Origin of the sequence: Polynucleobacter sp. JS-Polo-80-F4, assembly GCF_018881965.1 — a bacterium.
Classification (GTDB): domain Bacteria; phylum Pseudomonadota; class Gammaproteobacteria; order Burkholderiales; family Burkholderiaceae; genus Polynucleobacter.
On the sequence record NZ_JACVPI010000001.1, the window covers coordinates 1,445,393 to 1,469,755 of the forward strand.

Below are 24,363 nucleotides of genomic sequence, written 5' to 3' on the forward strand. Positions count from 1 at the left end.
GCTCCATTACATTACTCGTCCTGAAAGACGCAATCAGGCCAAGCTTTGGGTTTGAGTGTGTTGGTATCAACACAAACAATATGTAGTGTGGCGCTCGCAATGACTTGGAATTCTTCGCTGTCAGGAAGCTTTCTTTGTGCAGTTTGCTTAACGGTCACCTGTGTGCGGCCACGATGCTCAATCACTTGATCTATGTAAAGTAAGTCATCTAGGCGCCCTGGTTTATAGAAGTTCATTGTGAGCTCGCGCAAGGGCATAACCATTGTGAATTCATTCGCAAGCTTAGTGGGGCTCAGTCCTCGTTGGGCAAGCCACTCTGCACGACTACGTTCAAAAATCTCTAGATAGCGTCCGTGATAGACAAATCCAGCAGCATCAGTATCGGAATAGCAAACGCGATGTTTGTAAATAAAGGCAGGGGAGTTTGGATTGCTAGTAGTCATTGCTTATTAAATCAAATTTGGTAATAAAAGAATCATATTACGATGAGGAATGCCTGCCTCCTCATAGATAGAGCCCTGCGCCTGAAAGCCGAGTTTTTCATAGAAGGGGATAGCAATCACCTGAGAATGCAGGATGATGGATTTTGCCTCTTGCACTTTAGCTAGGGTAATCAACGTTTCTAGGATTTGCTTGCCTATTCCCTGATTTCTGAATGGGGCTAAAACCGCCATGCGGCCAATTTGAGCTTGTCCCTTACCCAAATCTACTAACCTACCTGTACCAATACAGCTTCCATCTAGGTAGGCGAGGGCATGGGCAGCCAATGGGTCGAATTCATCCAGCTCGAGTTCAGCTGGAACCCTTTGCTCCTGGATAAAAACCTCCTGGCGCACCAAAAAGGCACCTGTCTCAGCTTCTTTCCACGGTTTTATCTGTATTTCCAATGGGATGTAGTCTCGAAGGGCTATTAATAAGCTCAATTTACCAAAGAAGGGGATTGTCTGGGCTATATATATAGTTCGATGCCGCACAAAAAGGACCGCTTTCCGTGGTTACAATGAATTGTGGCTCTGAATCGAGCCCACCCAAAACCTTTTACTCAATTAGGAGTTATCTTGAAGAAATCTTTATTAGCTGGTTTGTTTGCTGCAGTTGGCATTACCTTTGCAAGCTCTGTTTTTGCACAACTTCCTGCAAAGATGTTGCCTTTAGCAGCTGACGTTGTAGTTTTGAGCGCAACCGTTGATTCAGTGGATGCCAAAAAGCGCATCGTTGTGTTGAAAGACGCTAATGGTAATTTGGTGCAAATGAATGTATCTAAATCTATCAATGATTTGGATAAAGTTAAAAAAGGCGACGTGTTCTTGGTTGAGCATGCACAAGCGATTGCAGTTGGCTTGACTGCTGTTGGTAAAGATCAAAAACCAGGCGTTTCTGGAGTGCGCTCTGTAGTTGTGGCCGGAAAAGGTTCTGCTAAGCCATTTGAAGAAACTACAGAAACGGTTTATGCCACTGTAAAGATTTCAACAATTGATCAAAAAACACGTATCGTTACTTTCACAATGCCAAGTGGCGAGAAGCAAAAAGTTAAAGTGGATCCAGCTGTTTTAGGTCTTGAGAAATTCAAAGCCGGCGATGATGTGATGGTTGAGTTCGTTGACGACACAGCTATTGGTTTCGTTACACCAAAGAAATAAGTATCAAATAGCATTCAATTGCCCGGGTAGTCTACCGGCAATAAAAAAGCCCGCATCTGCGGGCTTTTCTACTTATTGGGCATGCTATTTCTTGGCATTCGGAAAGAAAAGCTGCTCGCCATCAATCTTGTAGCTGGCAATCACATCTTGACCATTCTTAGAGATGAGCCAATCAATAAATTCTTGACCCTGTGCTTTTTTCACATGAGGGAATTTAGCGGGGTTTACTAACATCACGCCATACTGATTGAATAGTTTTGGATCACCTTGCACCAAGATGACGAGATCGCCGCGATTCTTAAAGCTTAACCAGGTACCACGGTCAGCCAAGATGTATCCGTTCATTGCGGAAGCGGTATTGAGAGCAGGGCCCATGCCAGAACCTGTTTCTTTATACCAAGCTTGGCCAGGGGGAACTGCAATGCCTGCGCCTTTCCAATAGCGAAGCTCAGCTGCATGTGTACCACTTTTGTCTGCGCGAGAAACAAATGGAGCTTGTGCCGCGGCAATTTTTTGAAGTGCAACTTGAATATCTTTACCACCAGCGATTTTTGCCGGATCGGACTTGGGCCCAATGAGAACGAAGTCGTTGTACATCACTTCGTAGCGTTTGGTTGAAAAGCCTTCTTCGACAAACTTTTCTTCTGCAGGTTTGTCATGTACAAACACCACATCAGCATCTCCACGGCGACCAATGTCCAATGCTTGACCAGTGCCTACGGCGACTACTTTGACTTCAATACCCGTCTTCATCTTGAAAATAGGCAGCATGTAATTGAAAAGTCCAGACTGCTCTGTGGAAGTGGTAGAAGACACCACAATACTTTTCTCTTGGGCATAAGCCTGTGTCATTGGCACAGAGAGCGTTAGTAGGGTGGCGAGGAGTAGTCTCTGAATTATTTTTTTCATGGCTGCACTCTAATTGGGGTTGATTAAAGTCTTATGATCGCATACATTAATACTTATTGAATATGCAAAAGATTACATATGCAGATTGAAGTACGCCCAACCCTGATAGTTAAAACCCAGTCCGACGGAAAGAGCTCTGTAGACCTGATCTGGCTATCCCAATTGCTCAAGGATATTGGCCGGGGCAGTTCTTTAGTGGTCGCCAGTAAAAAATCAGGCACTTCATATAGAGGCGCCTGGGGCAAAGTCAATCAGGTTGAAGATGCCTTGGGTATGCCTTTGATGATTCGTACCAAAGGCCACGGATCTGAGCTTACGGAATTTGGAACCTTTTTGATTCAGTTTATTGAGGATATGCAGGCAGGATATTTAAAGCATGACGCTCAATATCACGAGATTCTGCTAAAAGAAATTAAGAAAATCCAAAAGTCAGAAAGTCTCCGGTGGAAATTTTTCTCTAGTAGTGATTCAGTCATTCAAAAGGCGGCTGGAGAAGTGGCTGGAATAGATTTGAAAATTGCCGGCTCAGGAGAGTCTCTAGAGAGACTTTTAAATAATGAAGCGCATATCGCCGGATATCACGTCTCCGATCAAAGGAGTTCAAAAGCAATCTACCAGCGCCTCTCAAAAAATGACATTGAAATTTACCCGGTCATGAAGCGAATCCAGGGATTGATCGTGAAGAAGGGGAATCCCTTGCAGATTCGCTCGATTGAAGATTTGGTGGACAAAAAAGTCCGCTTCATTAATCGACAGATTGGGTCCGGCACTAGGCTCTTATTAGATACCTTGCTCATGGAGGAGGGTATTGATCCCTTAGAGATCAATGGTTATCTGGCTGAGGAATTTACACACTCGGCTATTGCCAATGCTATTTTGGCTGGTAAGGCAGACGTAGGTTTGGGCGTCAAGAATATCGCCCTAGAGAATGGCTTGGGTTTTGTGCCGCTTAAGGATGAAATTTTCTTTGTCGCCATGAGCAAAGAGATGGCTGCGCAATCAGAATCATCAAAGCTGATTCGAAAGATACGGAGTACTTCTGGAGAGACCCCGGGATACAAGGCAGTTAGCCTCAATCGGCAAATACAAGATTGGCTATAGCTTGTCGGTTGAGACATCAATGGTGAGCATATCCGCTAGAATGCATTTCATATGACTATACGTCTTGCCACTTTATTTACAGCACTTGTATTTTTTTCGGGCGGTGCATTTGCACAGGCTGCCACTGTTGCTGTTGCTGCCAATATGAAAGATGCCTTTGCGGAGATCTTGATGGCATCTCAATCTTCAGGCAAACCAGAGATGAAAGTAGTCTACGGCTCGTCCGGTAACTTTGCCACGCAAATTATGAATGGGGCACCATTTAGTTTATTTATTGCAGCTGATGAGAAATTCCCACTTGAGCTTTTTAATAAGGGCAGAACAATAGATGAGGGCACGGTATATGCCATTGGTAAGTTGGCCATCATCACTAAAAAATCATCTGGCATTGCTTCCTTAGATAGCAAATCAGATATAGCTAAAGCTATTACTGGGGCGAATAAAGTCGCCATTGCAAAACCTGACCTAGCTCCCTACGGTAAGGCAGCGGTGCAGTATTTAAAAGCAGAGGGCCTTTGGGATATCGCTAAAGATAAACTGGTTTATGCCGACAATATTGGGGCGGCCACTACTTATGTAGTTAGTGGCGCTGCTGACATTGGCTTTACTGCATTGTCATTGGCCAAGTCACCCGAGGTGGCAAAACAAACCAGCTTTTTGGTGGCCGATGCAAAACTATACGAACCTATTAAGCAACGCATGGTTCTTATGAAGGGCGCTCCGCCGCAGGCAGTTGATTTGTATCGCTTTATGCAAAGCCCTCAAGCCAAATTGATTCTGCAAAAATATGGCTACACCACTCCTTATTAGCTAGTTCTTGGGTGTCTTCATATATTGAAGCATTTCTTGTAAAGCTTCTTTTGGCGATTGGCGAAGCTTTTCGACAACCGCATCATAGTCGCCCGCAGGACGGTTTTGACTCAGTTTAAATTTCCCAACTAAGTGCTTGATGTCAATCTCGATGCCAATAATGACTTGGAGCATGGTTTGCACATAATCTTCGGGGGCATCTTCAAGTTTCCAGCTTGATTGATAGGTTGGCTCATGAATATTTGTCATTTGTGCGACGTGACTTCTAAGCCATTGAGGATCTTCGATCAACTTGATGGCACCCTGTGCATGAACTGCAGCATAGTTCCATGTGGGAACCACTTTGCCACTTTCTTTTTTAGATGGATACCATGAGGGGGTGACATAGGCATTGGGCCCATTAAAGATCGCCGTAACCGATGTATTGCTACTGCTCGCTACTTTGGTAAGCGGATTCATTCTGGCGACATGTCCGTAAAGCTTGGTTTTGTCAGTACTGAACATCAGCGGTAGATGGTTAATTTCAAAATGGCCATCTAGATTCGCAACGATAGTCGCTAGTGGATACTCTGAAATGAGTTGCGCCAATATCTCTGGATCTTCAACTGAAAAATGTTTTGGTAGGTACATGGACTAAATGGATTCAATAGGGTATGAATAAGTATCCATTAATCACCCCTTTTTTGTTTTACATCAAGCCCTGATGGGCCTATATGGCCCATTATTGCTAATTAAATACCCCTTTAAACGAATGATATTCATTCTCATTTGTCGTTATAATGGCCCCTACACCAGCTAAAAAGCATATTGCATGAATTTAGACCAAGTCGACTTAGGCAGTCTTTATCGCGTTAGTGACATTAATGCCCCCAAGGGTGCTCCTCAAATTAAGGGGCAGTTGGAAGATATTGGCTTTTTACCTGGTGAGCAAGTGACCGTATTGCGCAAAGGTCTTTTGGGAAAAGGGCCTTATATGGTTCGAGTAGGCGCCTCCACTTTTGCTTTACGTCAATCAGAAGCGCGCATGATTATGGTTGAATCTCTCCCGCATGTCTGAATCTAAGGTTCACTTTTATTCGAACGAGCCACTCGTTGCGTTATTGGGTAACCCCAATTGCGGTAAAACTGCTTTATTCAATTTACTCACTGGTAGTCGTCAAAAGGTAGCGAATTACTCTGGCGTCACTGTTGAGCGTAAAGAGGGGCGTTTAGCTCTCGAGTCCGGTAAAAACATTCGCGTTCTCGATTTACCGGGTGCATACAGTCTTTATCCACGATCGCTCGATGAAAAAGTTACTTGCAATGTATTGCTTGGCAGGGCTGAAGGAGAGAAGCGTCCCGACTTGGTGATCTGCATATTAAGTGCCATGAATTTACGCCGCAACCTGCGCTTGGTATTGGCTGCAAAGCGTCTCGGCTTACCCTGTATTGTGGTGTTGAATATGTTGGATATCGCCAAGCGCCAAGGTCTGCAGATCGATACTGCCGCCTTATCTAACGAGCTCGGGTTGCCAGTACTCACTAGCATTGGTATTCAATCTAATGGTGCTGATGAGATCAAAGAGTTTTTATCCAATCTGGATTGGCGCAATTTGAATGGCTTGCGCACAGGCACAAGCGATGCCACTCTTGAGAATGTTGCTGCTCATATTGCTCATACAGAAACCGATAACATTCAAGTCCAAAGAATTCTGCAAAGCCTCAAGCTCGATCGCATTATTCCTGATCAATTAAGCGATCGATTAGATGCAGTGCTATTGCACCCAGTATTTGGTCCGATTATTTTGGTGGTGCTACTCTTTTGCATATTCCAAGCAGTCTTTAGTTGGGCAACAGTGCCCATGGATCTGATTAAGAGTGCAGTGGAATACCTTGGTGGTCAGATCGTTGAGTTTTTGCCTAATGGTTGGTTGCGTAGCTTGCTAATCAATGGCATTTTGGCGGGCTTGGGTGGCGTGGTGATTTTCTTGCCGCAAATTTTGATTCTGTTTTTCTTTATTTTGCTGCTTGAAGAATCTGGTTATCTTCCAAGGGCTGCATATTTACTAGATAGGGTGATGGGATCAGTAGGACTCTCTGGTAGATCCTTTATTCCGCTGCTGTCTAGTTTTGCTTGCGCCATCCCTGGGATCATGGCCACTAGAAGCATTTCAAATGCTCGTGATCGCATGGTGACGATTTTGATTGCGCCCATGATGACGTGTTCCGCGCGACTTCCTGTTTATGCCTTGCTGATTTCTGCGTTTATTCCAGAACAAAAGCTATGGGCTGGTATTGATTTGCAAGGTCTCGTATTGTTCTTGCTCTATCTGGCGGGAATTTTGGGCGCCATGGTAGTTGCTTGGATTCTGAAGCGCTTTACTAGTGAGCAATTCAAGATGAATGCGCTGATGATGGAGTTGCCTAGCTATCACTTGCCACGCCTGGGTAACTTGGCTATCAGTCTGTGGCAAAGAGCAGAAATATTTTTACGTCGGGTTGGTGGAATTATTTTGCTGATGACAATTGGCTTATGGGTACTGTCTAGTTTTCCATTTCCGCCTGAAGGAGCTACGGGATCGCCGATTGAATATAGCTTTGCCGGAATGATTGGTCAGGCCTTAGCCCATGTGTTCTCGCCTATCGGCTTTAATTGGCAAATCAGCATTGCTTTAGTGCCTGGTATGGCAGCTCGCGAAGTGGTGGTGAGCTCTTTAGCAACGGTTTATGCGTTATCGAGCTCTGGCGTAGATGCGGCTGATGCACTGATTCCATTGATTTCTAGTGGATGGTCTTTGGCAACCGCACTTTCTTTGCTAGCTTGGTTTGTATTTGCACCGCAGTGTCTGTCTACTATTGCAGCAGTCAAGCGCGAGACTGGGGGCTGGAAAATCCCAGTCATCATGCTGAGTTATTTATTTGGCTTAGCCTATCTGGCTGCCTTCATTACCTATCAAATAGCTAGCGCCCTTGGCTTAGCTTAATTGCTTCTGATTTGCCGTAAAGCAGACATTTGTAATTTGAGATACATTCTTAAGCATTCATTCATTAAGAGGGTGCCCCAGTGCGCTTTAAGTCCTTTTTCTTCGCCTTGCCGATCTTGTTTTGCGCTGCATTTAGCCACTTAGCTAGCGCACAGTCAGGTGAGAACACCTATAAGCAAGTCTGCGCAAATTGTCATGGCGCAGGCGTTCTGAATGCTCCTAAATTTGGCGATAAAGCCAAATGGAAGCCATTGATTGCTGAGGGCCAAGTAGAGCTTACTGGACATGCATATTTTGGTGTGCGAGCAATGCCCCCTAAGGGCGGCAACCCCAACCTTAGCATCGAAGGTTTTGCAGATGCTTTGGTTTATATGGTGAATAACTCAGGTGGTAATTGGAAGTCGCCAGATGCTAAAACAATCGCTGCTATTAATAAAGAAGTCGAAGCACGTAAAGCAGGTTTGAAAAAATAACCACCCTTGCATGTACTCAACTTGAGGTAATGAGATTGGTGAGGCTATCTTTGCGTTGGAAGTGATTGAGAAATCGATTGGATGTTCATGTTGGCTTTTGAGTGAGCACGTCAAGAAATCCTAATCCTTGTTAAACTCACGCATCATGCAGATGCAAGCTCATCCCCTGAAGAAAGCGCTTATTAAGGGGTTGCTACTAACTACGCTCATTCTTTCGCCATCTGTCAGCATGGCAATACTGCAAGATGAAATTCAGGTTTACGACGATGAAATTAATGCCAAGGGAGAAGCTAGTCTTGAGGTGCATTTAAACAGTACTCCCAGAGGCATTCAAAGCCCCTCCTACCCAGGTGAGGTGATGAGCAATAATGGGGTGCGGGTGACCCCAGAGTTTGCTTATGGCTTAGGCCATGACCTCGAAGCAGGTTTGTACATCTCTTATGTGAACTATGACAATAAGTTTCAATATGCGGCAACGAAAATACGCATGAAATGGTTGCCAATTCGCGAAGATAAGGGTGACTCTTTTTTCGCAGGCGCAAATCTAGAGTTGTCTAACGTACAACCTCAGTTTGATGAATCCCGATATAACAGTGAAGTACGTTTCATTATCGGAAAGCATTTTGATGAGTGGCTTTTCTCATTTAATCCCATTGTGGATATGCCGCTCTCCCAACCCTATGTGCACCAGTCACCTTATTTCTCCACGGCAACACGTTTATCTAGGGAGGTAACTCCTGAATTGGCTCTTGGGGTGGAGTATTACTCCAACCTGAATCAACTTGGTCAGCCTATTAACTATCAAAATACACAGCAACTGGGTTTCTTGATGATGTACTACGATGGCAAACCACTTTCGTTTCAGGCTGGAGTAGGCAAAGGCTTTTCTAACAGCACAGATTCATTAACGCTTAAAGCGATCTTTTCCATTCCATTAAATTAGAGTCATCTGCCTTAGTCAGGCTTGATGTTGGCGTCTTTAATGACCTTGCTCCACATATTCATCTCTCGTGTAATCCGTTTGCTGGAATCTGCAGGCGAAAGGTAGTTCACATAAACACCAGCCGCTAGCATCCGCTCTTGAACGTCAGGACGTTGCAAGATGATCTTAATGTCTGCACTAAGCTTGTCGATGATTGGTTTAGGTGTTCCTGCAGGCGCCAAAATACCAAACATACTCACTACATCAAAGTTCGGTAAGCCAGTGGCTTCAGTGACTGTGGGTACATCAGGCAATTGGCTAATACGCTTTGCAGTTGTCACTGCAAGAGGTCTTAACTGACCAGACTGAATAAATTGCAATGCTGCAGGAACGGTCTCAGACATAGTCAAGACCTGGCCACCGACTAAATCAGTCATAGCAGGACCACTACCTTTGTATGGTACATGCAATAAATCTAAGCCAAGCTGGTAGCGAAACATTTCCATAGCAAGGCGTTGCGGGGCTCCGGCACCAGATGAGGCAAAGGTCAGTTTGCCTGGATTTGCTTTTGCATAGGCAATGAACTCTTTCATGTTCTTTACAGGAACTGAAGGATTTACTACAAATACCAGCGGCACTACGCCAACTACATCAACCGGTGTGAAATCTTTTTCTAAGTTGTATCGGATCTTGTCTTTATCAAGATTGGCATTTATGGAGTGCGATGTGAGCGCACCCATTAATAAGGTGTAGCCATCAGCCGGAGACTTTGCAACCATGTCAGCGCCGATATTGCCACTATCTCCAGCGCGATTGTCTGGAATTACTTGTTGATTCAGTGATTTGGATAGTTCTTGCGCCATGATGCGCCCAATGACATCTGTTGCTCCACCCGGTGGATAGGGAATGACCAGCTTAATGGGCTTGTCAGGGTAGCTTTTGATGGCGGCCGCATTAGTTTGGGCAAGCAGCGGGGCGCTGATTAAGCTGCTGCAAAGGAGTAGGCCTAGGCCTTTAATAATGTGTTGTCTCATTTTGTATTTTTAGTGGTGAGTTGAGTTACGATTTTCTATTATCTACAGTAATAAAATTCATGCGCTGCGTCAATGATTTGGCAATTTCCCTAACTACAATCGATAAATGACTCTAGAGCCCCACCACATCGAAATTATTGGCTATTGCGCTGCTTTTTTGACCACGATTGCCTTTTTGCCCCAGGCGATACAGTCCTGGCGATCCAGGGATCTCTCTGGAATTTCCTTGGGGATGTATTCCCTGTTTACGGCAGGAGTTGGTTTGTGGCTGGTTTATGGCCTCGTTATCGAAAAGTGGCCCCTCATCTTAGCCAATGCTCTCACCTTTGCCTTAGCACTTAGCATCCTGTTATTGAAATTGCGTCATACTTCTAGAAAACAGTAATAGTGTATTTACTTATCAAAATTCATAGAAAGGTTTTTTATGTCTTCAGCATTTGTGATTGATCCACCAGCAGTTATTTCGCTGCCGGTAACCGGCGATAGCCGTCGCTTTGCCGTTAATCGCATTTACTGCGTGGGACGTAACTATGCAGATCATGCGCGTGAGATGGGTCATGATCCCGATCGTGAGCCGCCATTCTTTTTTATGAAGCCCGCTAATTCGATTGTCACGGATGGTAAAGATATGGCATACCCAAATCTATCTAGCGATGTACATCACGAAATTGAAATGGTTGTTGCGATTGGTAAGGGTGGTGCAAATATTGCTGCTGATAAGGCTCTAGATCATGTCTATGGTTATGGGGTGGGTTTAGATATGACTAGACGTGATCTTCAGGGTGAAGCGAAAAAGATGGGACGTCCTTGGGATACAGGCAAGGCGTTTGATCAATCTGCACCCTGTGGTGAGATTACTCCAGTGGCTCAATGTGGTCATCCTGCTAAGGGCGCCGTTAAGCTATTAGTGAATGGGGAAGTTCGTCAAGAGGGCGACCTCAATCAGTTGATCTGGAATGTTCCAGACACAATCGCTTATCTATCAACCTTATTTACCTTAGAGCCGGGTGATTTGATTTTCTCGGGCACTCCAGCAGGAGTGGGTCCTGTGAAAAAGGGTGACGTACTTGAAGGTAGCGTTGCTGGCTTACCAAACTTAAAGACCAAAATTAGCTAAATGCAAAATAGGGTTGCTATCGGGAGTCTGTTTCAGAGATTAGCGTTGATAGGTGCTGCGATTGCCGTACCTATTCTCTTAGTTTCCTGTGCTAGCTCCGAGCAAGTAGCTTCAACTCCCTCAGCAAGTCTTTATGCCAATGCAAGTCCTTTGGATTTGCGCTTAAGTAAATGGCCTTACCCATACCCCGTAAAAGAATTTAAGACTTCTTTACAAGGGCAGCCAGCCAGCATGATGTATATGGATGTCGCTGCACTCGGTAAGCCAAAGGGTGTTGTGCTGTTGTTTCATGGAAAGAATTTTTCCAGTGATTATTGGGCGCCAACAATTGCAGGTCTTTCAAAGGCTGGTTATCGGGTTATAGCACCTGACCAGATTGGCTTTGGTAAATCCTCTAAGCCAGATGTTGAATATCACTTCGATGATTTAGCTGCCAACACACAAGCTTTGTTGAAGTCTCTCAATATTGCGCGAGTTTCAGTGATTGCCAATTCAATGGGCGGCATGGTGGGCATACGCTTTGCTCGTCTCTACCCACAGACTGTGCAAAAGCTCATACTTGAGAATCCATTAGGTCTGGAGGATTACAGTAAAGATATTCCTCCGCAGAAAAATGATGATTTACTGAAGCTAGAGATGGCCCAAACAGAAACGACTTATCGCCGTTTCCTGCAAACGTATTTTCCAAGCTGGCAACCGAGCTATGAAAAGTTCGTGGAGGTTTATGTACGCGTTCAAAAAGGCTCCGACTATCCAGCTTATGCAAAGACATCTGTTTTAACGTATCAAATGATTGCTGAAAAGCCAGTGGTAAATGATTTGCCACAGTTGAAAATGCCGGTCTTATTGGTCATCGGTCAAAAAGACCGTACGGTATTTGGTAGACGCTTTGCACCGCCTGAAGCTGTAAAGACCTTAGGTAATTTTCCTGAGCTAGGTAAGAAGGCGCAAGCGGCTATACCAAATGCAAAGCTTGTCCCCATTGATAACGTCGGTCATGTACCCCATGTTGAGGTGCCCGATCAGTTTGTGAAAATCGCAGTGGAGTTCTTAAACTCCAAGAGTTAGGGTTGGGTTTATTCCCCAGCCCACTTTGGCGAGCGACCCTCTAGAAAGGCGCTCACACCTTCTCTGAAGTCTTTGCTATTGTAGGTCTCACGCATGAGCTCAGTGCAGTCTGGAAGATTGCTTTGAAGTAAACGCGCTAGAGTCAGTTTGCTGGCTTTTTGAGTGATGGGTGCTAGAGCTGCTAACTTCTGCGCAAGTATATTAACGGCAACCTGAAGATCTGTCGCCTCTGCTGTTTCATAAAGGTAGCCAGACTCTAATAATTCTGGCGCTTTAATAAGTTCCGCTGTCAGCAGCATTTTTTTGACCGTTGGAATTCCGAGGTGAGCTGCAAGCCAGGATAGATTGCTTGGTGATAAACAGTTTCCCAAAGTCTTGGCTACTGGTATGCCGAAACGAGCATCCTTAGTTGAGATACGAAAGTCGCAAGCAGTCGCCATTAAAAGTCCACTACCTACAGCTAAACCTTCAATCATGGCAATGGTTGGCATGGGCAATTGCTGCAAAGAAGCAAAGATCTGATCAACAGCTATTTCATAAGCCTCATCCTTTTGAAGATCCACAAACTGTTGAATATCGCTCCCCGAAACAAATGCCTTATCTCCGGCCCCTCTAAAAATAACTACCCGAACCTCGGAATTGCTTGCTAGTGAGTCGCAGATCTTTTTGAGCTCTTCGTACATTGGCCAGGTCAGGGCATTACGAGCAGCAGGGTTATTGAATGTCACCCTGGCAATCTTTCCATCGATGTCTAAATCGATACAGGGCGTGGTAGAGCTTATGTTCATAGACCCATTCTAAACAAAAGACCTTTCTCTGGGCTCTGCATTTACAGAATTACCCCTATCGGGATAGTCCTGCGCTAGAATAATCTCATGTATATGTTTCTCCCTTTTCTGACGGCTTTTATCGGACTTGTTTTAGTCTGGTTTGAAAAACGTCTTGCGGGTTTGATAGTTTTGGCCATTACTGTCGGCATCCTGTTACTTTGGTTCCGGGTTCATGCAACCGACCATCTCAATATCAGCTTGTAATTGATCGTGAGTAGAAATTCTCCCCCTTCATTAGCAGCGCTAGGCAATCAACTGGCATTGTTGGCTGTTGTTGGCATGCTTTCTTATGCATTTGTAGATCAGCTTTATTTTGGCGAGTTACCTTGCCCTCTATGCCTAATGCAACGCATTGGGTTCGTGATTATTGGTTTTGCATTGGTTTTGAATATTCGTTGCGGTGCTCACTCTTCTCACTACGGATGGGGCATCATTGGCGGCCTAGTGGGCATGATGGTTTCTCTCCGTCAGGTGTTCTTACACATTCTGCCGGGTGACAAGGGATTTGGAAAAACATTTTTAGAGTTACATTTCTATACCTGGGCATATGTTGGTTACACAGGACTATTAATGGGTCTGGCAATTCTCTTAATGCTGCCCAATCGCGAAGTCCGCTCACGCTCTTGGTTTGCAAATATCTTGATCATTGCTTTCATTCTTTTGGTTTTCGGCAATCTTGTGTCTACACTTCTAGAGTGTGGCATTGGCCCCTGCGCTGATGATCCAGTGAAGTATGAGGGCTGGTTGTGGCTACGCTCTCGCTTTGGCTTTTAATCTAGACCACTTGGTCTAGCTCTGAGTTTTAATATGCCATTCTCCAAAGTTCTGAAGAGCTTCTTCATTGCAGCCGTCATGTGGTCTATTGGGATCTCGGCTCATGCACAAGTTACCCAGAAAAGTAATGCCTGGCCCAAGCAAGCCATACGCATTATTGTTACTTTTACCCCTGGTGGTGCCCCCGATATCCTGGCACGTGTTTTGGCGGAAAGCTGGCAACAAAGTTTAGGTGTGCCGGTACTAGTTGAGAATCGCCCTGGATATGGTGGCAATATTGGCGCTGATCTAGTTGCCAAGAGTGAGCCTGATGGTTATACCTTGCTGATTGGTACGGTGGGCATTCATGCAATTAATGGCGCGCTTTATGAAAAGATGTCTTTTGACCCCGTGAAGGATTTCACACCCATTAGTTTTTTAGCCAGCACGCCGAATGTATTGATCGTTAATAAAAAATTAGGCGTCACCAATCTCCATGAGTTAATTGAACTTGCAAAAGCAAAGCCTGGCCAATTCACTTTTGGTTCATCCGGTGTCGGCACTTCGCTGCATATGTCTGGTGAATTATTTAAAGAAATGGCAGGCGTGCAGATTCGACATATTCCGTATAAAGGGCGAGCACAATCATTGCCCGACCTTCTGAGTGGCCGCATCTCAATGTTGTTTGATAACCTTTCCTCTTCTTTAGCCCTGATTAAAGCTGGGGAGGTTCAGGCTTTGGGGGTCACCACCTTGAAGCGTTCACGTGCTGCCCCTGAAATTCCGACTTTAGCCGAGCAAGGTCTAACTGGTTTTGAGGCGATCTCCTGGTTTTCTTTAATGGCACCTGCAAATCTACCGCCCAATATTCAAAAACGCCTCAATCAGATGGTGCATCAAACCCTTAGCAACCCAGAGGTCAAGTCACGACTTTTGGCTAGCGGCTTAGATCCGGCTCCAGGCAGTCCGAAAGACCTATCTAGGCTGATTGCTAGCGAAGCAAGCAAATGGGGTAGGGTAGTGCAGCAATCGGGTGCTAAATTAGAGTAACAACGGATTTTCTTGTCAGCCCCAGCCTATTTTCAAGCGTTATAGATATGAGAACTATTTGCTTGAAATCACTTTCCACTCTTTATCTCATTTCCAAACCTCTAAATTTGCCTAAATTTTCAGCATTAGACTTTTCTAAATTCGGGACGACTTTAGTGGCTTGCTTGTTGGTGGGTTGCGCTACGCAAACCCAGCAAATCAAAATGAATGAGTCAAAGGAGCAGTTTAAGAATGGTGATCTGCAAAACACAGCAGCCGCTATTCAGGGGGCATTTAAAGATAAGAACACTTTGTACTACATGGAGATGGGTGAGGTCCAAAGATTACAAGGCCCCACTCAGATTCCAAGTAGCACACAAAACTTACTGGCAGCAGATCAATTGGTTAGTCGTTGGGAGGTGACTACTAGCGACAGGTTGAGGCGCTCTTTTTCAGGAGCCAGCTCCTATGTTCTGTCTGAAGGCTTTAGCAGCGAGTACGATCCCAAGCCTTATGAAGTGAGTATGTTGAGTCAGACCCTGGCGTTAAATCATATCTCTCAAGGTCGATGGAATGACGCTATGGTGGAAGCCAAAAAAATGGCGCAGCGTGAGAAAGTCATTGAAGAATTGATCCAAAGTCAGGTTGCTGCCGTATCCCAAGTGGAGCGTGAGCAACAAAATAATCCCAATACTCAGGGTGCCACAAGCCGTATTCAAAATATCAGTGGCTACCCCATTAATTTATTGGACGATGAAGAAACACGTAGCCTCAAGAATTCTTATCAGAACCCCGGTGCGTATTACCTATCAGGTTTTATTCATGAGTCTCAAGGGGAGGCTAGCCTGGCTGCTCCAGGATATCGCCTGGCAATTGAGTTAAGACCCCAGGTAAATTTCTTTAAAACCAGTATTGCTAAGCTTGACTCCAATATTGCAAATCAGAGTAAAAAATCCTTTGCTGATACTTTGATCATTATTGATACGGGATACATGCCTAAAATTATTCCTTATCAAATCAGCCAATCTTTTCCTATAAGCGGTAATCCAAAATTAATCACTTTAACTTTTCCAGTCATTGAAAGGTCTACAGAACGTTTTAGGCCTACCATGATTCAGTTAGGTGATCGGGTTGCCAGCCCCGAGCTGGTAGCAAACATCGATGCTATGGCTCGCAAGAACTTACGCGATGAAATGCCGGCCTATGTTTTAAGAGCTTCCTCTAGAGCATTAGTTTCCTTAGCCGCTCAATACGCTGCAGATCGCGCGGCACAACAAGCAGCCAATAGAAGGAATCAGAATAGCCAAAACAATGGCAACGCAGCTCTCATTGGCGCTATTGCCGGAATGATTACGGGTTACACCCTGCAAGCAATTAATGTGACCGATGTGCGCCACTGGTCAACTTTGCCTGCGCAGACCTATATGACCAGAATGGGTTTGCCAATAGGGCCTACTGTACTCAAATACACTTTGCCCTCTGGAGTGACAGCTTCGCAGACAGTCAATTTAGTAGGGGGCTATAACGTGGTTTATATCCGGATGTTCAGAAATCGAGCAACTGTACTTACTTCGAATGATCCGGCCGCACTTCCACCTAAGGCTCCAGTGCCATCGGCTCCCACAGCTGTCATCCCAGTAGCCGGCAATCCGATGCCTGCTCAAGCCACAAGCGTCTTACCTACCACCCTAGAGTCCAGGCCCCCTGAAGGTGCTTTTGCGGGCTTCAAGAAGTTATGGGGAGGTTTTCAGGATCCTCAAGCTGTCGAGCCTGCCCCAGTAGTGCCGGCGGCGATACAGATTGTCCCGGTCTCTAACCCCAATCCCGACCCCAGCAAGAGTCCTGCTAGCAGTAATATAGAAGAGGCAAAGCCTTACGAGCCACCCAATCTGCTGAATAGCTTTCAGCAGCTTTTTAATTAGGAAATATCCAGATGAAAAAATACTTTGCAATCCTAATGACCGCACTTGCTTTAGTAGCGTGCAGCTCAACCCCATCGATGAAAGATATGACGGTGCGTATGGGTGATACGGATAGCATTCAAATTACAGATATGCGAAGTCTAGTGCGCAATGGTGTGCTGACTGCGCAAGTGACCATTCAAAATGACAGTAAATCGAATCTCGTTTCTTATCGATTCAAGTGGCTTGGTAAGAATGGCATGACTGTGACAGATGAAGAGGCATGGAAGCCTGTGACAGTAGGGAAGGGGCAGTCGACCGTTATCATGGGTATTGCCCCAACGCCAGACGCTACCGACTTTCGCTTCGAGTTAAACCAATACAAGTAAATATCAACAAAGATTAAATTGCTATTTAATATACAAATGAATTTGAGCATATTAAGGATGATCATGAACACCAAAACTATTCGCTTATCTGCCATTGCATTATCAGTAGCAGCTCTTTCAGCTTGCTCTGGTCCACAAGTTCGTTATGGCGATGCTAAAGCTGTTGAAACAGTGAATGCCAACTATGGATCTACAGATCTGCAGATGATTGCCGAGTCAATGACGAGATCACTGCTGCAATCAAAAGCGATTTCTGGAAGTAAGGATGCGCCGATTGTGACGCTGGCGGATGTCAAGAACAAGACTTCTGAATATATCGATACCCGCGTTATTACCGATAAGATCCGTACGCAACTGATGAAGAGTGGCCAAGTACGGTTTGCGGTCAGTATTACTGAAATGCAAAACCAAACTGATGAGCTCAAGCGGCAGAACCAGTCAGGACTATATAAGAACAGCACGATTGCCAAGACTGGCAATATGCAAGGTGCGCAATATCGCATCGAGGGATCGATTGCATCCATTGTGAAGAGCACCAAGGATGTTAAAGATGTGTATTACGTCTTTAATTTGAACCTCATCAATAATGAATCTGGCTTACTCGAGTGGGCTGATGAAAAAGAGATTCGTAAGACTGCTACACGCTAATACGCTACTCAACACCATAAAGAATTGAGCAATACATGAAAAAAATCTTATTAGCTAGTGCAGGTGTGAGTCTCCTTTTCTTGGTTGGGTGTGCTTCTAAGCCACCTGCACCAGTGGAGTCTGTAATGGTGGGTCAAGTGCCAGCAGATCCGCCAAAGAACCCCGTGATTAGTGCAGAAGCACTGAAGGCGGATTCCAAATCAATCGCTGTTACAGATATCTACTTTAAAAAAGAAGGTAAGAACTTAACGTATATTGAAGAAACAAGGGTAACAACTGATAACAGTATTTCATCTACGATTACGCCTAAGACAATTGAGATTGATGCCGATAAGGCCAATGCTTCTGCCATTACCGGCGGTGCAAATTCTTCTGCGTTTCCAGTGAAGTTCACTGATTTATCGGATCCAAAGACAGCTAGCCCCGGCACAGCATCACCTCCTACACCCGCAGTGGATGCCACAACGCCGAGTAATAGCACTACAAGTGCCAATACCCAAAGCATGAAGAAGTCAGGCTATCAAAGCAATAATGAGTATGGTGAGTTGCGCTATCTAGCCAACCCGATTCGTGGCTTACTCATTAAGTCTGGTTATAAAGTGGTACAGGCTAAATCTACGCCTGCAGTCCCTAACCAAGGCGACGAGTACTTTGATATCGTGAAGCGCATTAAGGCTGGCGATTTTGGCGATGCTGATTATGTGTTGTATGGCGTTTTAGCTGAAATCTCTAGTGTCGATAATGTCGCGGATATTCCTGGAACTAAATCTACCTCGCAACAGGTCACCCTCGAAGTAACGGTGGACTTTAATATCGTCGATACCAAAACCACTCAAATTGTTGCCTCCTTTGTAGCATCAGGAGAAGGTAAAGATGTCCAAATTGATGGCAGAGATACGGCGCATAAGCCGAGCATGGCAAAGCTGATGAAGTTGGCCTCTTTAGATTTAGCAGAAGATGTTCGCAAGCACTTAGCTGATCAAAACTTTATTACCAACAATCCTGGCTCAGCAGGGCAGATGCGTAATCTCAAAAGACGCCTAGATGACGATGCATCTACATTGAAGGTGTATAAGTAACCAAAACTAGCAAGTAGTTTGGATCAAACCTCTACAGGCGGATGCGTTTTCTCATGGCGCTCCGCCGTTCTTCTAAAGAGGTAGAGCAAGAAGCACGCAGCTAAGCCTAGGCTTAAGCTATTACCAGCCCAAAAGCCATTGGCACCTTGTAAGAATGCAGGTGTATTGCCCAGTACATTAAAGCCCATCAGGTAGCCGCCACCAAGGCCTACGCCCCAGAGTGAGCCGGCATAAATCACCATAGGTAAAAACGCAATACGATAGGCCCGCAGAATAAATGCTGCAGTGATTTGCAGGGCATCAAAGACTTGGTAAAAAGCAATAAACAAAAACAGAGGAATAGAAAATGCTTTTACCTCTGCTGGCGGATCGTACAAATCAAGTAATTGAATTCTGAATATCCAGACGGCGATACCGATACTGATGCAAAGTGCCGTTGTAAAAAATACAGACGACCAACCAATCTCTTCTGCGCGCTCGGGTTTATTGGCGCCAATCGATTGCGACACTAAAGTCATGGTTGCAATGGAGAGTGATAGGGGAACCATATAAATGACAGTGCCCATATTAGCCACAATTTGATGACCAGCTAGTGCTGTAGTTCCGAGGCGAGCAATAAACAAAGACATAAAAGTGAACGAGGTCACTTCAATTAAGTAACTAAAGCCGATGGGTGCGCCTAGCTTGAGCAATGTCCAGATACGGTGCCAATCAGGTGCGCTAAAGCGGGCAAAGATCTTAAATGGCCTGTAAAAGCGATCAAACATCACAAAGCCAAGAGTCATTAACAGCCAAGACCAGTTAATGATGACGGTGGCAACAGCGCATCCTGGGCCGCCCATACCCTCGATGCCAAAGCCACCATAAATAAAGAGTAGGTTCAGGGGAAGCTTTAGCGCTAAACCAATAATCTGAACTACTGTAATAACAGTGGGGCGCGAGACAGCGTTATGCAGCGCCATTAATACACGCATTGCCATGCTGGCTGGTAAACCGATTGCTAAGATATTGAGATATAACTTCGCTTTGCCTTCGATAACATCACTCACTTGTGAGATGGCTAGCAAGCGATCGGCATTGAGCAAAATAAAGCAGCCCAATACAGTGAGTCCTAAAGCAAGCCACGTTGCTTGTCTAACTTCCTCGCCGATTTCTCCAAAGCGCTTGGCACCAAAGAGTTGGCCGGCGATTGGCGCTAGAGCCGAGATCACTCCTGTTAAGCCAACGTAAATACTAATGAAGATGGCTGAAGCCATTGCAAGCGCAGCAAGATCCTCGGCAGAATAGCGTGCAGTCATAGCGGTATCTAGCACGCCAAAGGCAATAACAGCGAGCTGACCAATTAATAAAGGTCCAGCTAGCTTTAGTAAAGAGGGGATATCCTCGCGTAGACGCGATAATTTAAAGTGCAGCACGATTTATTCTGGGATAACTTCGTAGAGGCGCAGGCGCTCATCACGATCAGCTGCGCGACGGTCTTCCCACAGCAGGGTCAGTTTTTTATTATTTAGCTGTGCGTATGCTTTTGCTTCTGATTGGCTATGTGTCAGCATCCAAGGGCAATTAGGATCATCGCGTAAGTTGAGTTTAGAGAAGTACTCAAAAGAGGCCAGCTGGGCAAAGCCTAAGTTGCTAGTATTGATGCAGCCCCCACCTGACGGGATTACTTGAGCCAAGCGTGCAGATACATGGCGATAGGTTTTCGCAAAGTTAATAGTTGGTAGCCATAAGCTCATGAGCAATACCCACATCAATGTAGTGCCCGATGCTGAGATGATGAGGCAGCGCCAAATTTCTTTAGGAGCGCGAGAAGTTCTCCAGCGCACTACCGCCAACCATATACCGGTAATCGCTAGTGCAACGATGAATCCCAATACATTGAATTGACTTTCGAAACCTGGGAGTAAGCGCGCAATATTTGCCGCAGTAGTCTCTGGATAGCCAGTCACTTTTGCTAACCAAATAATCCAAATAGCCAAGGCAATCAGCGTGAAGCTGAACATCGCAAACCAATCAATAAAGCTAATCACACTGCGCTTAAGTACAGGTAAGCTAAATGCAGCAATGATCGAAAGACTTGGAATCAAGATCATTAAGTCGTGTTCATTTGCCTCTAAGCGGAACAGAACATAAATTAAGCTGCCAATAAATAAACTTAATGGGATGGCTAGGTGTGGAGCGCGCCATGCACCTGCTTCCTTAACGCGACCCCAGTGTGCGAGCGAAACAATCGCGAGTGGCCAGACGGGCCAAGCGTATGCCCAAAAGTTCACACTTAAGAAACCCAATGATTCGATTGATGGGGTGGCGCGCATTTCTGGCATATTGCGCCAACCTTCTTCGGCAATGTGTCGCCATTGCACGGGTAGATCGGATACATACCAAATAAGAGGCCAAATCGCAAAACCAATTAAACCTAGAACAGTACTCGTCAGCGTCCACCGAAAGCGCAACTTGGCATTGCTAGCGATCACTGCAATGATGGTGGAGGTCACGATGATTAGGCTGAGTGTGAGGTTGGAGGATAGCGCCACAATAGCGATCCCAAGACCAGTCCATAAACCACCTTGCCACGGCTTATCTAAACCACGAACTGTGCCGTAAAGAACAATACTGATACCCATGAGCTGCGCCATCATGGGAGTAGTTTCATGAGCTCGCTGAGCAAGACCCACACATGCCAAGAAGATCAGTAGCGCACCATCTGCCAAGGTCATGCCGTAACTCTTTAGGTCTGGCTGACCGCCAACAGCCAATGCCATTGGCTGGACTTCGCGACGGCGCCCTAATAAATAGGTTGCATACCAAATTGCCAATGCGGCAGCGAAGAAGCAAATGGCTGCATATAAACGTGCTGCATTAGCAGCGCCAATGAATGGGCCAAACCATTTAATTAATGTGGCACCCATCCAATATGGCAGTGGTGTGCCAAGTGAGATGTCGCGGCCGGCCAGGTGCGGAACAACCCAGTCAATCGAGTTACCGCGAAAGAGGGCCCACATACCACCAAAGCCAATCGCGTCTTCATTCTTCCAGGGATCCCGAAAGAAGAGGCCAGCAAAACCATAAATCAAGGTCAACGCAAAAATAACAATGCGCGGAATGGATTTAGTGGCGGCAGCAGTAAGTTTGACCATGGGTGAAGTTCAAAATAAAAAAGGCAGCAAACGCTGCCTTGATTATCTCGCAGAGCAGGTATTTAACATACCCCGCGAATAGAAGTGGTTTAAGCCTTCTTCTTAGCTGGCTTTTCAGCAGCTTTAGCTTCTGCAGCAGCAGCTTTTTTCTCAGCTGTTTTAGCGGCGCCATCACCGGTAGCTTTAGCAACAGCTTTAGTACCGAATTTCTGACGGAATTTCTCAACACGACCAGCTGTATCCATGATTTTCTGGGTACCAGTGTAGAAAGGGTGTGATTCAGATGAAGTCTCGATCTTGGCCAATGGATATTCATTGCCATCTTCCCACTTGATTGTCTCTTTAGTAGACATAGTGGAGCGAGTCTTGAAGCTGAAGTTATTGGAAACGTCTACAAAGACGATTTCGCGATATTCGGGGTGAATGCCAGGTTTCATGTTGAGTCCTATGAGCGGGTAGCCGTTTTAGCCAAATTGACTGAAATACTTTCCCAGGTTTTAAAAGCAGCCACAGATGTAGCAAAAGAGAAATTATGCCATGAAATCAACAACAAAGCGCTGTTTAGGTGTGCAAAAGGGGCTAAAAAGCCCCCATTTGCAGTAAATCCCGATTTAGATGCCCTCTAGGGGCGCCTAAATTAGCCTCCGCGACGCATCAAGTCGAAGAATTCACCATTGTTTTTGGTGGATTTGAGCTTGTCTACGATGAAGTTCATTGCCTCGATATCGTCCATATCTGCCAGCAATTTACGCAATACCCAGATCTTCTGGAGGTTCTCGGCTTTAACCAAGAGCTCTTCACGACGGGTGCCAGACTTATTGAGGTTAATAGAAGGGTACACACGACGTTCAGCCAAGCGACGCTCAAGATGGACTTCCATATTGCCGGTGCCTTTGAACTCTTCATAAATGAGGTCATCCATACGACTACCGGTTTCAATCAAAGCAGTGGCGATGATGGTTAATGAGCCACCTTCTTCAATATTACGAGCGGCACCGAAGAAACGTTTTGGACGTTGCAATGCATTGGCATCCACACCACCAGAGAGTACTTTGCCTGAGGAAGGAACGACTGTGTTGTATGCACGTGCAAGGCGAGTAATCGAGTCAAGCAAGATGATGACATCTTTGCCCATCTCTACTAAACGCTTGGCTTTTTCAATTACCATCTCTGCAACTTGAACGTGACGCACTGCTGGCTCATCAAAAGTAGAGGCAACGACTTCACCACGAACAGAGCGTTGCATCTCGGTAACTTCTTCAGGGCGCTCATCTACGAGCAACACAATCAAAATCGCTTCAGGGTTGTTGGCCGCAATTGCGTGGGCAATGTGCTGCATCATCACGGTCTTACCGGATTTTGGTGAAGCCACGATCAAGCCACGTTGGCCGTAACCAATCGGGGAGATCATGTCGATGATGCGGCCAGTAAGGTTCTCTTCGGCCTTGATATCACGCTCTAAGCTGATTACACGATTTGGGTGTAATGGCGTTAAGTTCTCGAACATGATGCGGTTCTTGAGGGCCTCAGGAGCCAAACCGTTGATCTTGTCTACTTTGACTAATGCAAAGTAACGCTCGCCATCTTTAGGGGTACGTACTTCACCTTCAACGCTGTCACCAGTGTGTAAGTTAAAGCGGCGAATCTGCGCAGGGGAGATATAAATATCGTCAGGAGAAGCCATGTAAGAGGCCTCAGGGGAGCGCAAGAAGCCAAAGCCATCAGGCAATACTTCCAAGGTGCCGTCACCGAAAACAGTTTCACCAGCCTTCGCACGTTTTTTCAGAATGGCAAACATTAATTCTTGTTTGCGCATCCGTTGAGTATTTTCAATCTCCAAGCTAGCTGCCATTTCGAGCAGAGCGGATACGTGGAGGACTTTGAGTTCAGTTAATTGCATGTGGTTCTCGGGTGTTGATAAATATGAATATGGGAATTTGTTTTGGGGTATCGCTGCGCTGATTTAGATCACGCAGATGTGGAAAAACAGAATTTGGGATTTTGCTAAAAGATGGGGGAGGTAAATTGCTGAAAATCGGAGCACTGATTAGTGCGTTTGAGTAATACTACACCAAAAAATCAGTGTGACAAGCCTCTAGACCGGTAAAAGCCACAGGCTCAACTGGTGAACCTGTGGTTTGAGGCTATTTACAGATGACTATCAATGAATGCAGTTAACTGCGATTTGGCCAAAGCGCCTACTTTTTGAGCAGCTACTGTGCCATTTTTGAAGAGAATCAGGGTTGGAATGCCGCGAATATTGAACTGGGCAGGAACACCTTGGTTTTCATCCACGTTCATTTTTGCGATCTGTAGCTTGTCGCCGTACTCACCAGAGAGCTCTTCTAGGATTGGACCAATCATTTTGCAAGGACCGCACCACTCAGCCCAAAAATCGAGCAGAACAGGTTTATCGGACTTGAGGACGTCTTGTTCGAAAGAGGCGTCAGTTACATATTTAATGCCGGCAGACATGAAAATTCCTTATTTAGACTTATTTAGCGTATTTAGTTATTGCGTTACAACGCTTATATTAGCAATAAGCGGAACGTTCTGCTCA

Annotated in this window: 28 protein-coding genes; 17 read left to right on the top strand and 11 right to left on the bottom strand. The window is 45.5% G+C overall.

Annotation, left to right across the window (positions count from 1 at the left end):
- Positions 1 to 11 precede the first annotated feature (11 nt).
- Positions 12 to 443: a YbgC/FadM family acyl-CoA thioesterase gene (locus ICN20_RS07485; RefSeq protein ID WP_216239212.1), complete on the bottom strand. Its 432-nt coding sequence runs from the start codon at positions 441 to 443 to the stop codon at positions 12 to 14.
- 6 nt (positions 444 to 449) lie between these two features.
- The gene (locus ICN20_RS07490) at positions 450 to 923 is read right to left on the bottom strand and encodes a GNAT family N-acetyltransferase (RefSeq protein WP_255534684.1); all 474 of its coding nucleotides are present in this window, start codon (positions 921 to 923) and stop codon (positions 450 to 452) included.
- 135 nt (positions 924 to 1,058) lie between these two features.
- Between ICN20_RS07490 and ICN20_RS07495 the strand changes: the two genes are divergently transcribed.
- Positions 1,059 to 1,640 (top strand): hypothetical protein, encoded by a 582-nt coding sequence (locus tag ICN20_RS07495; protein ID WP_255534686.1) that lies wholly within the window; start codon positions 1,059 to 1,061, stop codon positions 1,638 to 1,640.
- An 84-nt stretch (positions 1,641 to 1,724) separates the two neighbouring features.
- On the opposite strand, the gene ICN20_RS07500 is transcribed toward ICN20_RS07495, so the two are convergent.
- Positions 1,725 to 2,549 carry a substrate-binding domain-containing protein gene (locus ICN20_RS07500; protein ID WP_216239214.1) on the bottom strand — a complete coding sequence of 275 codons (825 nt, stop codon included), beginning with the start codon at positions 2,547 to 2,549 and terminating at the stop codon, positions 1,725 to 1,727.
- A gap of 78 nt (positions 2,550 to 2,627) precedes the next feature.
- Between ICN20_RS07500 and ICN20_RS07505 the strand changes: the two genes are divergently transcribed.
- Positions 2,628 to 3,650 (top strand): substrate-binding domain-containing protein, encoded by a 1,023-nt coding sequence (locus ICN20_RS07505; protein ID WP_216239220.1) that lies wholly within the window; start codon positions 2,628 to 2,630, stop codon positions 3,648 to 3,650.
- Positions 3,651 to 3,701: 51 nt separating this feature from the next.
- Positions 3,702 to 4,460, top strand: a complete 759-nt coding sequence (gene modA / locus ICN20_RS07510; RefSeq protein WP_216239224.1) for a molybdate ABC transporter substrate-binding protein — start codon at positions 3,702 to 3,704, stop codon at positions 4,458 to 4,460.
- On the opposite strand, the gene ICN20_RS07515 is transcribed toward modA, so the two are convergent.
- The gene (locus tag ICN20_RS07515; RefSeq protein ID WP_216239231.1) at positions 4,461 to 5,090 is read right to left on the bottom strand and encodes an FMN-binding negative transcriptional regulator; all 630 of its coding nucleotides are present in this window, start codon (positions 5,088 to 5,090) and stop codon (positions 4,461 to 4,463) included. It abuts the gene before it with no gap.
- A gap of 181 nt (positions 5,091 to 5,271) precedes the next feature.
- Between ICN20_RS07515 and ICN20_RS07520 the strand changes: the two genes are divergently transcribed.
- From ICN20_RS07520 to ICN20_RS07535, 4 genes are all read left to right on the top strand, one after another.
- Positions 5,272 to 5,517: a FeoA family protein gene (locus ICN20_RS07520; RefSeq protein ID WP_216151982.1), complete on the top strand. Its 246-nt coding sequence runs from the start codon at positions 5,272 to 5,274 to the stop codon at positions 5,515 to 5,517.
- Positions 5,510 to 7,423: a ferrous iron transporter B gene (locus tag ICN20_RS07525; protein WP_216239232.1), complete on the top strand. Its 1,914-nt coding sequence runs from the start codon at positions 5,510 to 5,512 to the stop codon at positions 7,421 to 7,423. Before ICN20_RS07520 ends, ICN20_RS07525 begins: the two co-directional genes overlap by 8 nt.
- Before the next feature lie 80 nt (positions 7,424 to 7,503).
- Positions 7,504 to 7,896: a c-type cytochrome gene (locus ICN20_RS07530; RefSeq protein WP_216239234.1), complete on the top strand. Its 393-nt coding sequence runs from the start codon at positions 7,504 to 7,506 to the stop codon at positions 7,894 to 7,896.
- Between the two features lie 145 nt (positions 7,897 to 8,041).
- On the top strand, positions 8,042 to 8,839 hold the full coding sequence (locus tag ICN20_RS07535) for a transporter (protein WP_216239236.1): 798 nt from the start codon (positions 8,042 to 8,044) through the stop codon (positions 8,837 to 8,839).
- An 11-nt stretch (positions 8,840 to 8,850) separates the two neighbouring features.
- Here the strand turns inward: ICN20_RS07535 and ICN20_RS07540 are convergent, their stop codons facing one another.
- The gene (locus ICN20_RS07540; RefSeq protein ID WP_216239239.1) at positions 8,851 to 9,852 is read right to left on the bottom strand and encodes a tripartite tricarboxylate transporter substrate binding protein; all 1,002 of its coding nucleotides are present in this window, start codon (positions 9,850 to 9,852) and stop codon (positions 8,851 to 8,853) included.
- A gap of 106 nt (positions 9,853 to 9,958) precedes the next feature.
- Between ICN20_RS07540 and ICN20_RS07545 the strand changes: the two genes are divergently transcribed.
- The 3 genes from ICN20_RS07545 to ICN20_RS07555 are packed head-to-tail and all read left to right on the top strand — an operon-like array spanning position 9,959 to position 12,037.
- On the top strand, positions 9,959 to 10,237 hold the full coding sequence (locus ICN20_RS07545; RefSeq protein ID WP_216239241.1) for a SemiSWEET transporter: 279 nt from the start codon (positions 9,959 to 9,961) through the stop codon (positions 10,235 to 10,237).
- A gap of 39 nt (positions 10,238 to 10,276) precedes the next feature.
- Positions 10,277 to 10,969, top strand: a complete 693-nt coding sequence (locus ICN20_RS07550) for a fumarylacetoacetate hydrolase family protein (RefSeq protein WP_216239249.1) — start codon at positions 10,277 to 10,279, stop codon at positions 10,967 to 10,969.
- Entirely contained in the window at positions 10,970 to 12,037 is a 1,068-nt protein-coding gene (locus tag ICN20_RS07555) for an alpha/beta fold hydrolase (protein WP_216239250.1), read from the top strand.
- An 8-nt stretch (positions 12,038 to 12,045) separates the two neighbouring features.
- Here the strand turns inward: ICN20_RS07555 and ICN20_RS07560 are convergent, their stop codons facing one another.
- Positions 12,046 to 12,825, bottom strand: coding sequence for an enoyl-CoA hydratase/isomerase family protein (locus tag ICN20_RS07560; protein WP_216239251.1), 780 nt, complete (start codon positions 12,823 to 12,825; stop codon positions 12,046 to 12,048).
- Positions 12,826 to 12,912: 87 nt separating this feature from the next.
- Between ICN20_RS07560 and ICN20_RS07565 the strand changes: the two genes are divergently transcribed.
- From ICN20_RS07565 to ICN20_RS07595, 7 genes are all read left to right on the top strand, one after another.
- Positions 12,913 to 13,071, top strand: coding sequence for a DUF5993 family protein (locus ICN20_RS07565; protein ID WP_216239252.1), 159 nt, complete (start codon positions 12,913 to 12,915; stop codon positions 13,069 to 13,071).
- 6 nt (positions 13,072 to 13,077) lie between these two features.
- On the top strand, positions 13,078 to 13,641 hold the full coding sequence (locus tag ICN20_RS07570) for a disulfide bond formation protein B (protein ID WP_216239253.1): 564 nt from the start codon (positions 13,078 to 13,080) through the stop codon (positions 13,639 to 13,641).
- 33 nt (positions 13,642 to 13,674) lie between these two features.
- On the top strand, positions 13,675 to 14,670 hold the full coding sequence (locus ICN20_RS07575; RefSeq protein ID WP_216239254.1) for a tripartite tricarboxylate transporter substrate binding protein: 996 nt from the start codon (positions 13,675 to 13,677) through the stop codon (positions 14,668 to 14,670).
- A gap of 203 nt (positions 14,671 to 14,873) precedes the next feature.
- On the top strand, positions 14,874 to 16,571 hold the full coding sequence (locus ICN20_RS07580; RefSeq protein ID WP_255534687.1) for a COG3014 family protein: 1,698 nt from the start codon (positions 14,874 to 14,876) through the stop codon (positions 16,569 to 16,571).
- 11 nt (positions 16,572 to 16,582) lie between these two features.
- Positions 16,583 to 16,939: a YcfL family protein gene (locus ICN20_RS07585; protein ID WP_216239255.1), complete on the top strand. Its 357-nt coding sequence runs from the start codon at positions 16,583 to 16,585 to the stop codon at positions 16,937 to 16,939.
- A 57-nt stretch (positions 16,940 to 16,996) separates the two neighbouring features.
- Complete coding sequence (gene lpoB, locus ICN20_RS07590; RefSeq protein WP_216240372.1) at positions 16,997 to 17,587, top strand: penicillin-binding protein activator LpoB; 591 nt, start codon at positions 16,997 to 16,999, stop codon at positions 17,585 to 17,587.
- Between the two features lie 35 nt (positions 17,588 to 17,622).
- Complete coding sequence (locus ICN20_RS07595) at positions 17,623 to 18,666, top strand: hypothetical protein (protein ID WP_216239256.1); 1,044 nt, start codon at positions 17,623 to 17,625, stop codon at positions 18,664 to 18,666.
- Between the two features lie 23 nt (positions 18,667 to 18,689).
- On the opposite strand, the gene ICN20_RS07600 is transcribed toward ICN20_RS07595, so the two are convergent.
- From ICN20_RS07600 to trxA, 5 genes are all read right to left on the bottom strand, one after another.
- Positions 18,690 to 20,081: an MATE family efflux transporter gene (locus tag ICN20_RS07600; RefSeq protein ID WP_216239258.1), complete on the bottom strand. Its 1,392-nt coding sequence runs from the start codon at positions 20,079 to 20,081 to the stop codon at positions 18,690 to 18,692.
- 3 nt (positions 20,082 to 20,084) lie between these two features.
- Complete coding sequence (locus tag ICN20_RS07605) at positions 20,085 to 21,803, bottom strand: glycosyltransferase family 39 protein (protein WP_216239260.1); 1,719 nt, start codon at positions 21,801 to 21,803, stop codon at positions 20,085 to 20,087.
- 89 nt (positions 21,804 to 21,892) lie between these two features.
- Positions 21,893 to 22,240 carry a type B 50S ribosomal protein L31 gene (locus tag ICN20_RS07610; protein ID WP_215361427.1) on the bottom strand — a complete coding sequence of 116 codons (348 nt, stop codon included), beginning with the start codon at positions 22,238 to 22,240 and terminating at the stop codon, positions 21,893 to 21,895.
- A 200-nt stretch (positions 22,241 to 22,440) separates the two neighbouring features.
- Entirely contained in the window at positions 22,441 to 23,703 is a 1,263-nt protein-coding gene (gene rho / locus ICN20_RS07615; RefSeq protein WP_011903147.1) for a transcription termination factor Rho, read from the bottom strand.
- Positions 23,704 to 23,951: 248 nt separating this feature from the next.
- The gene (trxA, locus tag ICN20_RS07620; protein WP_068948270.1) at positions 23,952 to 24,278 is read right to left on the bottom strand and encodes a thioredoxin TrxA; all 327 of its coding nucleotides are present in this window, start codon (positions 24,276 to 24,278) and stop codon (positions 23,952 to 23,954) included.
- Positions 24,279 to 24,363 lie beyond the last annotated feature (85 nt).